9 protein-coding genes are annotated in these 15724 nt (G+C 46.3%); 2 read left to right on the top strand and 7 right to left on the bottom strand.

Going from position 1 to position 15724, the window contains the following annotated elements:
* Positions 1–27: 27 nt before the first annotated feature.
* On the bottom strand, positions 28–2442 hold the full coding sequence (locus A8709_RS13390; RefSeq protein ID WP_084224907.1) for a glycoside hydrolase family 2 TIM barrel-domain containing protein: 2415 nt from the start codon (positions 2440–2442) through the stop codon (positions 28–30).
* An 88-nt stretch (positions 2443–2530) separates the two neighbouring features.
* Positions 2531–3277, bottom strand: coding sequence for a hydroxypyruvate isomerase family protein (locus A8709_RS13395; RefSeq protein WP_141692522.1), 747 nt, complete (start codon positions 3275–3277; stop codon positions 2531–2533).
* Positions 3278–3369: 92 nt separating this feature from the next.
* On the opposite strand from A8709_RS13395, the gene corA reads away from it, so the two are divergent.
* A complete protein-coding gene (corA, locus tag A8709_RS13400) occupies positions 3370–4320 on the top strand; it encodes a magnesium/cobalt transporter CorA (RefSeq protein ID WP_065852895.1) in 951 nt (316 codons plus the stop codon).
* Between the two features lie 69 nt (positions 4321–4389).
* On the opposite strand, the gene A8709_RS13405 is transcribed toward corA, so the two are convergent.
* The 5 genes from A8709_RS13405 to A8709_RS13425 all read right to left on the bottom strand — a co-directional run bounded on the left by A8709_RS13405 (position 4390) and on the right by A8709_RS13425 (position 13994).
* Complete coding sequence (locus A8709_RS13405) at positions 4390–7905, bottom strand: polysaccharide lyase 8 family protein (protein ID WP_065852896.1); 3516 nt, start codon at positions 7903–7905, stop codon at positions 4390–4392.
* A 107-nt stretch (positions 7906–8012) separates the two neighbouring features.
* Complete coding sequence (locus A8709_RS13410) at positions 8013–10343, bottom strand: helix-turn-helix domain-containing protein (protein WP_065852897.1); 2331 nt, start codon at positions 10341–10343, stop codon at positions 8013–8015.
* 129 nt (positions 10344–10472) lie between these two features.
* Entirely contained in the window at positions 10473–12077 is a 1605-nt protein-coding gene (locus A8709_RS13415; protein WP_065852898.1) for a type 2 periplasmic-binding domain-containing protein, read from the bottom strand.
* A gap of 76 nt (positions 12078–12153) precedes the next feature.
* On the bottom strand, positions 12154–13035 hold the full coding sequence (locus tag A8709_RS13420; RefSeq protein WP_065852899.1) for a carbohydrate ABC transporter permease: 882 nt from the start codon (positions 13033–13035) through the stop codon (positions 12154–12156).
* Entirely contained in the window at positions 13029–13994 is a 966-nt protein-coding gene (locus A8709_RS13425) for an ABC transporter permease (RefSeq protein WP_065852900.1), read from the bottom strand. The genes A8709_RS13420 and A8709_RS13425 overlap by 7 nt, the downstream gene beginning before the upstream one ends.
* Positions 13995–14323: 329 nt before the next feature.
* Between A8709_RS13425 and A8709_RS13430 the strand changes: the two genes are divergently transcribed.
* A complete protein-coding gene (locus A8709_RS13430; RefSeq protein ID WP_065852901.1) occupies positions 14324–15223 on the top strand; it encodes an AraC family transcriptional regulator in 900 nt (299 codons plus the stop codon).
* Positions 15224–15724: the final 501 nt, after the last annotated feature.

Consider the following 15724-nt stretch of genomic DNA (forward strand, 5'->3'; position numbering starts at 1 on the left):
TCCAACTAACCATTCTCATTTCACCAGTCACTTATCTCTTACCCCACACTCGCCGCTGACTTCCACAAAAGCCGTCCTCAAACCCTCACAACGAGCCGAAACCATCGAGGCTCCACCACGCGGATCCATGTATATACAAGCTCGCCCATTCGCAAGCTCAATCGATCTCGAGCCCCTCACTGTACCCAAGTTATCCAGAAGCTTGCCACTTCCCGCTAGTCCAAAATGAATACGAACAGCCGCATCCGCGCAGAATACGCCCTCTGCATCATAGGCTTTTGCCTCAATCATCACATGGCCGTTCGGCTCCTCATAACTACTTAACTGCAGGGACACAGGAACTCCCCAGCTTTCTGTCTGGAAGACGAACGTAGTCTCGTCCGATACTACGTCCCCGCTTTCATTTCTCCCTCTAGCTACAACCTGATTCATACCTGGCAGCAACGTAACATTCCATCGCAGCCCCGCATTCGGATAATCCCGTACATCCCTAGTTCTTACCCCAGCACTTTCACCGTTGATGAATAGCTCAGCCTGAGAGCAATTCGAGTACACACGAATCGTCTGCTCCTCTTCTGCTGATCCTGTGCGCACATCCATGGCACCGCCATAAATCCGTATCATCGGCTTCTCTAACCAGTAGGATTGGAAGACGTAATAGGCTTCTTTCTTTTTAAAATCCCTCTCCACAACGCCCTTCATATTCAAGTAAGGGATCGGCGAGTCTGGACGTACAGGTGTCGAGAAGTCCTTAAATGACCACTGCGCAGTCCCCGTCAGCCACGGCATTCCTTGCTGCGCTCGCAGATACCAGTCAATCATGTCGCAGAAATACGTCTCCGACCAATCACCGAGGCTCGACACACGCGGATCACCACCGGTTAGCAAGTAATCCCCGTCACGCTCATCGGCACCCTGTCCGGTTTGAATATCTGCAAAGCCTGTATACGGCTTCTTCACATGCCGACCTGCGACATTATCCGCCCCCCACTCTACGTGGAGGAAACGGTCAGTGTTTTCAAAACCAGCACGCGTGTAAGATTCATACTCAGGATATACACCTCGGTACCAGCCCGCCCAAATCGAAGGGGAATACACATCAACAATATCTCGGCAAAACTCACAGCGTCGAATAGCTGTCAACCTCGTATCATCTAGCTCATGCGATAACGCATGAAGCTCACGCATGAAATCTCGAATCGCTTCTTCGTCGAAATAGTTGAAATCCGCTTCCCAATCGTTCTCATTCCCCAAGCCCCACAAAATAATGGAAGGATGGTTCCGATGCTGCGTAATCATTGCTGTAAGCATATCTTTACATTGCTGACGATAGCTGGCCCCGCCCAAACCTCCGCGGCACCAAGGGATTTCTTCCCACACTAGCAGCCCAAGCTCGTCGCATTGATCCAGCACAATTCGCGACTGCTGATAATGTCCCAACCGAATGAAGTTCGCGCCCATGTCCTTAATGAGCCGCATTTCACAGGCGATCATCTCTTCCGTCATCGCGGCGCCAACACCCGCGTGATCCTCATGACGATGCGTCCCATGTAACAGTAAGCGCTCTCCATTTAGATAAAACGGTCCCTTTTTCTCAAATTCAAAATAACGAAGTCCAAATCGAACGGTCTCCGCCGTTTCGGTTCCCGTCCCCTCATCCTCCAGCGTCACCTTACAGGTATACAAGCGAGGCGCATTCGGGCTCCATAAATGAGGCGCATCTACCTCGAAATCGGCCACCACTTCGCTGCCGTCCCACGTCACCCTATTTACTGTGGCTGCAAATATCTCTTGCTCCGTATCATCCCATACCTGTAAACGTAATCGTACTGAACGCTTGTCTGCTTCCGGATGATACAGCTTAACCTGAACCTGAATATCCGCACGATCCGCGGACACCTGAGAAATCACATGAACGGTTTCCAGTGAAACAGCGGGTACATACACCAAGTTCACATAGCGATAAAGTCCGCCATATAAGTTAAAGTCACTGACATCGGATGGGATCGTTTCCAAGTTACGTGTATTATCACACCGGATCGCAATTGGCACTTTATTCTCGTAGTAAGCAGGAAACTGACCCTCACGAAGCCGATCCGTGATATCGATTGTAAATTCATCATAGCCACCCTGATGCTCACCCACGCGGTCTTCATAGACATACACCTCCGTATGCTGCCCCGCACCTTCAAAATGCAATAACGTTCGGCCATTCAGATACGGATTATCTACCTCAAGCAGTGTTCTGTACCAGCCTTGTCCTTGATAATAAGGAACGTCGGGGTCCATCGCGTCTAAGGCATTGAAGCAATGCGGAAGCTCAACCTCGCTCCACGCCAAGTTATAATGATTATTTAATTTATCTTTGCGCCATACTTCCCAGGCACCGCCTAAGGAGCTTTGAATATATGCCCAATTATGAGTAAGCCGTTGTGTAATCATCTTTGATCCTCCTAAAGGTGCTGCGAATATCCTCTCCATTATAAAGATAAAGGAGCGCCCCCACTTGGCAAAATCAAAGATCATGTTGTCATTTTATAAGATTTTGCAAGCCTACACGCGGTTCTTCTAGCGGAAAATACTCCAATCCCATGCTGCCTGTATAGCCAGTCGCATCAATCGCTTGGAAAATCTGATTATAATTCAGCTCTCCATTATCGATCTCGTGCCTGCCAGGGCATCCTGCCGCATGAAAATGGCCAATCCATGCCCTATTCTCACGAATAGTAGCAAGGAGATTTCCTTCGGTCACTTGTTGATGATAGATATCAAATAACACCTTCACGAAAGGGCTTTCAATTTCTTTCACAATAGCGAAAGCTTCTTCCGATGAAGCTAAGAAATAGCCGGGATGATTCACACGCGTGTTCAGCGGCTCAATCAGCAGTGTTACGCCCTCTTTTTCCAAAAGAGGCACACAGGCACGCAATCCATCTATCAGTGATTGACGCTGAGCGTCTCGCGACACACCCTCTAGCTCTTGTCCCACTTGGGAGATGAGCTTCGTACAATTCAAGCGCTTCGCTACCGCGATCGATTCCGTAAGCCCTTCTATATACACATGGCGTTGTTCAGGATCGACTAGACTTACCATTTTCGTGCAAAACGCAGCAATCGTAACACCCGCTTCAGCCACAGCTGCCGCAACGGCATCGATCTCTTTATTCCACCACGTCCAGAATTCAATCGTATCGTACCCTAGCTCTTTCACTTCCAATACACTGTCTCTAAAGTCACGCCCACGATAAACGGCATCCACACAAACAGAGAGTTTCATCCTCGTCCCTCCTTCCATTCTGATCTTTTCTCATTGTATGGTAAAATGATGCAAATGCCTATCCCGAAAATTTTATGCTAGGAGTCCTATTGATGATAAGAACGCTGGCCATCACAACCGACTTTGCTGTGCTTCACCAAGTTCCGCTTGAAGGGCTTTCAGACCCATCGATCTTATGGTACTGGGTTGATTTCGATAATCCGAGCGAAGAAGAGTCGCTGCAATTGAAGGATCATTTTCATTTTCATCCATTAGCGATTGAGGATTGCTTCTATCTTCTTCAAAGGCCGAAAATCGATCATTATAGCGATGTTCATTTCTTTGTCATGCATGCCATTGATGCCAAAACGCTGGATGCAGAAGAAGTCGACATGTTTCTAGGCAAAAATTATATCGTGACCTTTCATCTGCGAGCTTCCAGGGAAATCGAAGACGCTTGGAGTCGGATCACACTCAATGATAGTTTCCGAACACAGGGTCAAATCTACGCGGTTTATCTGATTCTGGACAATCTCGTCGATCAATACTTCCCGAGTGTATATCAAATTGAAGATCAGCTCAATGATATCGAGAACAATATGAAAACAGATGCGATAGACGAATTGATGAATGAGGTTTTTGAAATACGTTCTCGCCTGTTGAAATTACGCCGAACAATCGTTCCGATGCGGGACCTCTTGTATCGACTCATCAGTACAGAACGCATTGATCAGGTTCGTGAGCAGCTTGTTTTTTTCACAGATATTCATGACCATCTCCTCAAGCTTTCTGAAATGATTGACTCGAACCGTGAGATTACAGCGGATATCCGCGATAGTTATATTTCCCTCAGTTCCAACCGTATGAACACGATTATGAAAACCTTGACGGTAATTACGACCATCTTCATGCCGTTAACGTTTATTGCGGGACTGTATGGGATGAATTTTGCCTATATGCCGGAGCTACAATGGCACTGGGGATACTTCGCGGTGCTTGCTATCATGCTGGGTATTGGCTTCGGCATGTTCGCTTGGTTTCTTAAGAAGGGTTGGTTTAAATAGCTTTTGGATGAAAAAATAAGCCCTCCAAAGGTCGGAGGACTCATAAGGTACGCATAGATCTTACTCGCTTTAATTCTGATAATCATAATTATACACGACAACATTATCGACGTAGAGGGTGCCAACATCCGCCGAATAAGCGGAAAACTCCATGTTATCGATGTTGGTGACAGCTGCCTTCAAGGGAGCGCTGCTCGCTCGTAAAATAGAATCGATATAAAGATCAAAGGTGTCGGTTACCGTATTGATTTTGACTTCCACCAAATAAGGCGTATTCGCACGGTAGGGCATAACGGTTGTTGTGTCATTCAACTTGATATTCCCGTCTGCTCCGAAAACAACTTTGACGGCCTGTGTAGTACCACTGGACATAATCATCCGCCAGTTGGTCGTCGTCGAGGTTGGTGTCAGGTAGGCAGCGGCTTTGATCGTGCCCGTCAATGCCGTGAATGCTTTCGTTAAGTACATGCCATAACCCGTCAGTGTTTTGTTCATCTTCGTCGACTGGTCGAACCAGTTGCCGGAGTTGTAATATTTCTGAACCGCGACAGTCCCCGTGTTGTTCGTTGTTGCCGTCCAACCAGACAGCACACTGCCGACGGCTGTGGTTTGATCCGTTGCACTTACGATCGGCGCAGCTGGTGCGGCAGCTGGCGTAGGTCTCACAGGCGGCGTTGGCGCTGTCACGTTCGCATACACCTTGGCATTGTTCACATACATGGCCCCAACCGTGTTGTTCGTAAAGAAGCGAAGCTGCCCAACATCTGTAACTGGCGCACGGAAGGCGACTTGACTGAGCTTCAGCGTACCGTTGACGTACAGATCAAATAGATCGGTCGACGGGTTCAGTACGATTTTAATCGCATACCAAGTTCCTGCTGCATAAGCTTGCACATTCTGCCAGGTGCCACCTACATTTGCTTTTAACATGCCCGTATCGAAGGCAAGTGAGAGCGCTGTACTCCCTGCGCTGTTGCCCACATAAATCCCAGACCAATTCGTCACGGCATCTACCTTCACACTCGCTTCGATGGATGTGCTGCCTGTTTCCGTAAACGTACTGGTGATATCAGACCCTGTTCCTGCAGTCGCCGAAGTCTGATTGATTTTCACACTTTTATCTGTCGCACTTGGATCAGCGACTACGCTGACTGTACCGCCGTTTTCCGTTTTGCTCCACCCCGCTGGATAACCGCCAGTCGTATCCGCATCAAAGGTGCTGTTCACATCGAACAATTTGAATTTGGCTTTGAAGTTATAGCCGTCTGCCTTATTCACATTCACTGTGAATTTAATAGTCGGTGATAACTGAGTTACCGTGATGCCGTCATCATAAGAAACGACCCCTGCTGCGCTTTTCGCAATCTCAACCGAAATCGTCCCCGTGTTCGCTTGTGTTGGATCTGAGATACTGATATCGAATGTATTGCCGGATTCCTTCGTCATCACGGAGGATTTCTTATTTACGGTCAGTTCGCCTACCGTTTTGACTGCATCGTTCCAGAAGTTATATCCCTTCATGCCTAGCGTATTCTCACTCACCGCATGCGCACTTGTAGAGTTTTCCAGGATTTGAATGTTCGGATTTGCCGCATAAGCAGCTGTCTCAGCAGCTGACTTATTCGGAAGCAATACATAGGCATAGGTGCCATCTGTGGGATTGATCCCATGATCCTGTACGAGCTCCATGTAGTTGCGCGTGTAGGTCACGCCGTCCGTGTAGGCGGAGTTAATAGCTCCCCAATCACCTGATCTTGCGTATCTCTTCCCTTTGATTGTCGTCGCCGTTGGGAAATAATACCCTCCTGTACCTTCCAAATACATAGAGTTTACTCCTGTCATCGTCTCCGACCAGCCTAAGCTGTTTGATTTCGATACCCCATTTACAACCAGATCATTATTGCCTGCCGCATTCAGCTTGCGATTCTCGACAACGGTCTCGATCGTCCGACTATCTGTACTATCGATATCAGAACCGAGATTGACCACTTCGTCATCAAACATAAACCAAGACTTTTTGGCCTTCAGTGTACTCAGCTCAGCAGCCAAATACATCCCTTCTACGCCATATAAGCCGTCCATTTGCGTCCCGCCAGCCCACGTAATCGTATTATTCCATGGCGCACTAATGCCGCTGGCATTCGCACGTGTCAGTGTATCCACCGTCGTTCCTGGTAAACGATAGGGGTTAACCGTCGCCCAGTAGTTATCCGAGAACTGCGTATAGTCATTGTTATAGAGATACGTCATGCCATCCGATGTGTGCCAAGCTTTCAGATTTTCGCCATTGATCGATTCATAGTTCTTCGTTTTGTTGGAGTACATCCCTACCGTAAAGCCCCAACCTGGGCGCAGATGGACGAAGCGGTCCTCATTCGGATATTGGACATGCTTGATGAGCTCGCCACGCGAGACAACCGCCGAATCATTCATAATCGATTTCACATTCGCAAGATCCGTCAGCGACATCGCTGCGTACACCGCGCCTGTTTGGTCGGACTGAACCCAATACTTGACCATGGATTTAAAATTCGCTGCATGCGGTGAGGGTGCGAAACGGCTCACGCTTGCGACAGCCGCGATCAATGTATCGCCGCTGATTTGATCTTGCACCATGTACCGGGAAATCTCTCTGCCCCGGAACGCATCCATCGTAAGACCATTATAGGCAATTGGCTCATACGTTCTATAAACCCAATCATAAACATGAGACACATCGGGATCCGTAATTGCCCAGCTAGAACCCGTTAAGATGAACAACACATTGCTCAAATCGGCTAACATGGCAAGTCCATATCCTCCGGCATAAGGGAACCAAGCATGCTGGAAATACGATCCATCCTCATACATGCCATCACTCGTGTTCACATACTCGAATAACTGACTTAGCGTATCCTTAACTAAGTTCAACTTCACCGAGCTTTTACTCAAAATCCCGCTCATCATGACGATATTGGCTTTCCAAATCCGGTTAGCCGCAACATAATCGCCTGTGAATCCTTTGGGAGTTGGGTCAAAATGATCCATCGCCGCAATATAATTCGTCTTCTGCGCAGCAGATAAATCATCATAAAGCATCGCCGTCATCTCGCCCAAGCTTTTGGACGCTGATACCTCCGTGGACCACCAATTACTGGAGTCGCGATCCACGTTCTCCGAATACCAATTTCCATAGATCCAATCGATACCGCTGATAATATCTGATTTTAGTGTCGTATTACCGGCTAAAGAAGACCCAGTTGTTTTATACGCAATGGTCATCGCTTTCAATCTGCCTAAGCTCTGTGAGGCACCTGTGATCGTTGTCAAGTCAGACCATAAATACGTACGTGCTCCTGTCTTAATTAGACTTGACCAATACGTATTGGCATCGGCATCAATTTGCGTAATACGCGCTGCGATATCTGGATCAGCGGTGCTGTAGCCGGAGCCGACAAGATTGTTTACAAGCTTCGTACGCAGACTGTCATATTCATCAGCAGCTTGCGCCGTTTGGACACCAGCAACACCGAAAATTTGAACGATTACACACAGGAGTAGTAGATAGAGAAACGTTTTTTTACCTAAACGAACGACTGCACTCATAAATGGCCTCCTTCAATATAGATACTCGGTAAATTGTAAGCGTTTACAATAAAAGTGTGGACATCCAGATTAGAACCCGGATTCCTTCCTATTCCTCCATCTAGCTGTCATTTTAATACGCGCTGTTGCTCTTCCCGATACGCGATCGGCGTCTTGCCTTCCTCAAGCTTAAATGCTTTGGAAAAAGATTGCCCCGACATATAGCCAATTTGCTCCGCAATATCACTGATTTTCACAGATGTATGAGCCAGCAGCTCCTTCGCCTTCCGCATCCGTTCGGCAAGAATAAAATCTTTGATCGTTTCGCCCGTCTCATCCTTGAAAATCTTACGGAGATAGGAGGAACTGATATAGAACTGTTCACTTAAACGCTCTTGGGATAGGTCTAACCCTAGATGATTAAGGATGAAGGCCTTGACCTTATCAACTAATTCTTGGTTCTTTACATTGCGTTTCGCTTCCAAGTACGTAATGATTTGATCATACACATTGCTCATATACGCCACCATGCCATGCATGGTCTCTTCCCTCAGCAGGTCCGTGTACGTCACATTTTGCATCAGAACGCCAACTTCAAGATCCGAATCCATTTCATAAATACACGTGATCGACGATGAGAACAACTGTAAGAAAAAGCTGCGCACAATTTCAATATGATCTGTCGCCTGCTGTCCCATATACGTTTCGAACTCTGCGAAATAACCCGTCACAGCGCCTGAGTCACCCATCTTCAAACTGTTCAGCAAATTCCTTTCAATGGATACAGGGTAAGCAATATGCTTCTCGCCTTTCTCCATATTTTCGTACAATATGATATTATTATTTCCCAGAATGAGCTTGTAATTGGCAGCCACGGTCGCTTCATAGTAGCTTACGTTCAGTTGTTCAAGCCCTATGTAGGGCGTGCTCACCCCAAAGGTAAACGTGTAGGCGTCCGTAACGGCAATTAATGCCTGTGCTTCCTTCAAAATCGCATACGCGATTTGCTTTGCTTCACTAATCTCTATACGCGGACCGAAATTCAACACGAGGGCAATCTGGTTCGTTTCGAGCTCAAGAATGAATCCCTTCTGATTTTGAAAAACCAGATTGTTCAGACTCTCCTTCATTTGCAGGAAAAGCGTATTGCGTACTTTCTCTGAATGCTCATGGCTAAACTTGGCATATTGATCCATGGAAATGAGACAGGTGACAAAGCTGCCATCGGTTTCGAGCGTTAGACCATAATATGCTAACCTTTCGAAGGTTTTGGCCGTCACATCTTCTTTTTCCACCAGCAGCGCACGCAAAAATTGGTTTCGACTATAAATCTCATAGTCCTGAAGCATATTTTCCAAATTCCGATTCTTATCCAAAATCCGTGTGACATTGCGCTCGATCTGTTTGATGCCCTTCAGACTCGTGAGCTCCTGCTTCTTATCCTCCGGGGCGAGATCATTCCGAAGCAAGGATAGCATCCGTTTGAGCGGCGATGAAATGCGGTTTGAGAACAAGAAAGAGAAAAACACACTGAACAAAAGGACGAATACCCCGAATAAGAGAGCCGTTCGCGCCCACAGCTGAATTTTGTAAGTCACGATGGACATCGGGATGGTATAGATATACGTCCAGCCGTATTTCTCCGACGACATATAGGACACTAATGTCTCTACGCCATCAATCTTTTTGACACTATAATCCGTCTCTTTCCCCACAGGCATTTGCAGAATCTCAGAAGCATTCGTAATATTTACGTTTGAGCCTGCTTTTTGCGTAATGATATTGCCAGCTTGATCGGCCACCATGATGCCGGCGTTCTGATTGGTTTGGATCGAATCGACAACTTGCTGAATGTACATGCCTTTAATATTAATAACCACATAAGCGGTAGGTAAGCCTGTAAAATAAATAGGAATCGCTTTCACAATCGTAATCACGGATTCGTCCGGTTTTAAATTTTTCTTCACAAGTCGCGTCTTCACGTAGCTCTTCTCGAATGTTTTGGACGTAAGCTCGCTTGCAAATTGTTTATCGCCAAAATCACTGAGCGGCACTGGACCTTGTTGAGACGACAATACGAAGGCATCCTTGTGATAATAAATGTAAACCGAATCGATATAATTGTTCGTCGAAAGCACATCATCCAGCTTCGCTTGCAGCATCTGCAGCGTAATCATATCTTGCTTCTTATAGTAATCCATATAGGATGCGTAGAAAGAATCAAGGAAGATGTTGCCCATCGATTTATCAACTTCAGCTAAGACCAGCTCTTGGGCATTGCGCAGCAGGGTCAGGGAATTCGTGTTGCTGGTAATGGCTTCTTCGCGTAAAACGGAGGACGAATAGTAATACAAGGAGCCCCCTAACGTGATGGTAATCAAGAGAGAAAGACCTATGAAATAATAAAAATATTCTGCGAAGTTGCTCGTTAGTAATGATTTATCGTGACTAGGCTTCATAGCGACCCTCCTGATGGTAACCTCTGTAGAAAGGCATGCGGACGGGAAAGGCAACTACCTATATAAGCGGCCCTTCCCTCGCAAGTATTGCCATTATACCTTGTTCATTCTACCGAATTCCATCCTAAATTATAGACCACCAGCGGTATAGTTCGTGCCTTTCAGCTCATTATATTTCTTCACACGAGACTCCAAGATTTGCTTACCGCCTTTTTTCTTCCAGTTCTCCACATATTGATCCCAGTTGCTAAGCGGTTCCGCACCGGTTACGAATTTGATGAACATTTCATCTTCATATTTGTCTAAATCTGGTCCGAGTGTTTTTTGATCATCGGTTAGTGGGATCCCGAAGAAAATGTCCGCGTACAAGTTATACTGACGTGCTGCCATAATGAAACGGTTGTTCTCAATTTGCGTTTTATCTTGGGAAGCATTATTGATTTTATCTACAAGATCTGGCTTATAGATGATTTGTGCTAAAGGATCCAACCATTTCTCTTCCATGGCTTTCTTCCCAGCGTCTGTACGACCTGAGACAAGATCGTTGTAGTGTACACCTTTAATCCCATAGCTTGCTAGTTCCCAGCCTTCATCAGTCGCTAAGTAATCAAGAAGTTTAATTGCTGCAACTGGATCCTTGGCTTTCGCTGAAATATTAAGCGTACCATTAATGCTGCCACGGGACTCCACGCCGCTCTTGCCGTCTGGCCCCTTAATTAATTGCGGGAACGGATCCCATTTCGCTTGCGGATTCACTTCGCCCATTTTTAAATTCACAGCTAATACTTGCGGCGCAATGGACCACCAAGCTGTGAAGGAACCCGATTTACTTTGAACGAGCTTCTGGTTTGCTTGATCCCCTTTAATAATGAATATCTCAGGATCAATGACTTTCTCATCCCAAAGCTTTTTGATGTAAGTGATCGCATTCTTATACTCTGTAGAAATGATGGGGGAGTAGATTTTATTATCTTTCAAATAGTTCTGTTTGGTTGAACCAGAGTCAAATGGCATGATGCCAAAGGCGCCGAAGATCATACTAAAATCGCCTTTCCAACCGCCTGTTGCACCAAGTCCGTACGTATCATTTTTCCCGTTCTTATCCGGATCATTCAACGTGAATTTCTTTAGAACATCCTCGTATTCGTCCAAGTTCGTCGGCATTTTGGCCCCCACGTTAGCGAGCCAATCTTCACGAATCACAGGTACGATTTTGGCAGGGATATTCTCATACGGAATCGCAATCGTTTTTCCTTTATATTTGACGAGGTCCCAGGATTCAGGCTTAATGGTCTTCTTGAGGTTCGGCCCGTATTGGTCAATCAGCTTGCCGATATCGAGGAAAAGCCCATTATCCGCATAAAGCTGGTAGTCAAAGTTAGCTAACTTACTAATATCCGGAATATCGCCGGAAGCGGCCATGACGTTATATTTATTTTTCATATCTTGCGCAGGCACCATAATGCTGTCGATGATTGTATTGGTTTTCTTCTCAATTTCAAGTGTAGAGGGATTGTCAGCTTTCCAAATACGGCCGCCATCTTGTTGGATAATGGATACTTTGGAAGGTTCCGCCGGCTTCGCTGTAGCTGCTGCGCTAGGTGCTGCACTCGTGCTCGGCGCTGAGCTTGCTGAATCCGTTTTGGCGTTACTGCATGCTGCTAATAAGGTCACTACACACACTGCACATGTTACTGTCGCTAGGGCTACCTTGCTCTGTCTCTTGTTAATCAATTGATTTACCCCTTTCAAGTACCTGCATATTTATTATGAGCCATACTGGCTAATAACCAAAGTATTTTTCTTCCTTTTAGCCTTTAAGTGAACCGACCATAATGCCCTGCACGAAGTATTTCTGAAGGAACGGATACACACAGATGATGGGAATCGCCGTCAGCATAACGGTGGCCGAACGAATGGTCTCGACAGGCGGCGGCAATCGGTCGCCATCGATTTCCAGATTGTTGGAGGCATACATCGTTCTGAGCAGCACCTGCAAGGTGTTGATTTTGTTATTGTTGATGTAAATGATGACATTCAGATATTCATTCCAATGGGTAACCCCATAGAACAGGGTGAGTGTAGCGATAATGGGCATGGATAGCGGAAGCATGATATGCGTCAATGTCTTCATCTCCGAACAGCCATCGATGCGAGCAGATTCTCTTAGCTCTTTCGGCACGCCTTGAAAGAAATTCCGCATTAAGACGAGCAGCCATGCACTGATGGCACCGGGAATCATTAAGGACCACACCGTATTAATCATGCCTAGGCTTTTAATAACGAGATACGAAGGAATCAAGCCTCCGCCAAAAAACATCGTAATAATGACAACCGTCATCAGAAAATTTCTGCCTGGCATATCTCGCACTGACAATACGTAGGCACCTAGCGTCGTCATCAACAAATTGATCGCCGTCCCAACGACCGTAATGAAAATGGTGGTTTGGTAGGCTTTTAGTAAACCCACATGATTGAACACATAATTGTAGCCTTCGAAGTTAATCTTTTTGGGATACAGCATGAAGCCGCTGCTCTTAACTACTTCTTCCATGCTAGATAAGGAAATGAACAGCATATTGACGAGCGGATACAATGTCGTTAAGCAAACCAGCAGGAGGATGATCAGGATGATCACGTCGACAATGCCTTTGCGATGAAGTTGATTCGTTGAACTCGTCCGCTTTACCATATGCCACCATCCTCATCGAGCTTTTTGGCGAACCAGTTAGCCGTCAGGACAATGAGCAATCCAAGCACAGAACGGAAGAGTCCAACGGCTGTTGCATAGCTGAAATTATTCCCGCTTTGAAGTCCGACGCGATAGATATAGTAGTCAATTACTTCGGCGACTGGGGAAACGACCTGGTTGTACATCACAACAATTTGCTCGAAGCTGACGGATAAAATGTTCCCTAAACTCATCAGCAGCATGATGCTGACAATCGTTCGAATACCTGGCAGTGTAATGTGCCACATCCGATGCCAGCGATTCGCACCATCTAAACCGGCTGCTTCATATAAGTCAGTGTCGACCCGTGTTAAGGCAGCCAAGTAAATGATGGAACTCCAGCCGATTTCTTTCCAAATCGAGCTTCCGACGAACAAACCTCGGAAATATGAAGTAGATCCTAGGAAGGGCAGTGAATGCCCGCCAAAATACGTAATGATTTGATTAATAAAACCCGTTTCACCAAAGAAATTATAGGTAAGCGCATACACAACGACCCAAGATAAGAAATGCGGCAAGTAAGAAATCGTTTGGATGATGCGTTTGGCCCCAGTGAACCGCAATTCATACACCAGTAAAGCAAAAATGATCGGTGCAGGAAATCCAAAAATGAGCCGATACATCGCGATGATGAGCGTATTTTTCATCACTTGCCAGAAATCACCGCTCGACATAAAGCGTTTAAAATGATCCATCCCTACCCAATGACTATGGAAGATGCCGTCCATGAAATTGTAGTTTTTGAAGGCGATGATCAGTCCTACCATCGGTGCATAGTGGAAAATTAGGTAATACGCAAGCACCGGTAAAAAGAGAAGGTATAAAGGAATGAATGGTTTCATTCGGGCAAAAATCCGCCTTTTGCTGGCTGCGCTTATCGGGGGAGATGCTAGTGCCCGACTCTCTGTAAGGGTCTTCATGTGACTCTCTCCTTTGTATTCGCTTCCGAATCGTCCGGACGACCGAAGCGACTTTGGCTCACTTCCTATGCCCCTATTATGGCATCAGATTTGGACGGATTTAAATATTCCATTGTGCTTTTCGAGGTTGAAAACGCTTTATATCCTCGTGTTCAAACTGATTATGTAGGTTAAAAACGCTTTTCTGGCGTAAAAAGTGCCATAATTTCCAGATGATTAGGAGGTTCCGTCTTGTATCGAATGGGGGATATCCCTTATAGTAAAGGGCAATGAGGTCTGAATCCGAGGGTAATGATTGACTGTATAACCTAGGGGAGGGGGAATGTTGGATGAGTGACCAAGTGCAGACCACTAGTTATACCATCGATGATTATACGAATCATTTTCTGGCAGCCTACCCCGTTCATTGTGAGTTTCGGACCGTGCCTCTCCAACAGCGATTGCTGCATTCACATAACGGCTATGAAATCTACCTCGTCCTCGAAGGATCAGGCTCCTATCTGGTTGGCGATCGCGTCTACCCGCTCCATGCTGGAAGCTTGACGATCATCCATCCGAATGTCATTCATCGTCCATTTCATGGACAGAGTAAAGAGTTTCATCGCTACGTCTTATCTATTGATGAGTCTTATTTAGACCGGCTGCATGCCATTTGCCAATTGTCGGATTTGTCTATACCTCGTCATCTTGCGGAGCGACATCCAGATGCCAATCATTATTTTCTAAGCGCACAGCAGCTGGGCCGTGTCCAAGGGATTCTAGCTGAGCTAACGCACGCGTTAATTACGTGTGAACGCAGCTACGAGCTGGCCGTGTTGAAACACATCGCTGATTTGTTCCTTATCGTATTAGGTTTGGATGACGAGGCTGCCTCATTAAAAACAGGTGATCAGCACCTCGTAGGTGATGTGCTTTCGTATTTGATCGCGCACCATCATGAGCCTGTGCAAATCGAAGATTTAGTAGCGCGGTTTCCTGTTTCTCGTTCGCAGCTCTTTACCTTGTTTAAAGAGACCACCGGCACGACCATTAAACAGTTCCTCATCGAGTATCGCCTCAATAAGGCGAAGCGCTTGCTCATGGAGACGGACCTTGCTGTCACCGATGTTTCGGCCTCCGTCGGCTTTGGCGACATGTCGCACTTCTTTCATGTGTTCAAGAAAGAAATTGGCCTCACGCCCAAGCAGTACCGGGTTGAGGCTTTTAAAAAGAAAAGCAGATTGGGGTAGAGTAGGCCTGACTAGTGCTATGTGCTACGTGCTATGTGCTGATTGCTGCCTGTTGCCCCTTGCTTCTTTCACTTCTCCAAACGGAAATAGTTGGAATTCCACTAGGTAAATACACTTTCCCCCTATTTTTCTCTCCCATCCTCGATCCTTTCCCTACTCCAAACGTAAATAACTGGATTTCCTGTAGGTAAATTCGCCTGTTTCCTGTTTCTTGCTCCCACCTTCGCGCCTTCCCTAGCTCAAATGCAAATAGCTTGATTTCCTGTAGGTAAATTCGCCTGTTTCCTGTTTCTGCTCCCACCCTCAGCGCCATTCCATACTCCAAAAGCAAATAGCTGGATTTCCTGTAGGTAAATTCGCCTGTTTCCTATTTCATGTTTCCACCCTAAATCACCCTTCCATACCCCAAACGCAAATAACTGGATTTCTGCTCTTAGAATTAATAGTGGACGTCTCTTAGTGTAGCAGTAATAATAATCTTAACTATGACTAAGAGGTGTC

The sequence above is a fragment of the Paenibacillus pectinilyticus genome (genome assembly GCF_001700435.1).
Lineage (GTDB): Bacteria > Bacillota > Bacilli > Paenibacillales > NBRC-103111 > Paenibacillus_E > Paenibacillus_E pectinilyticus.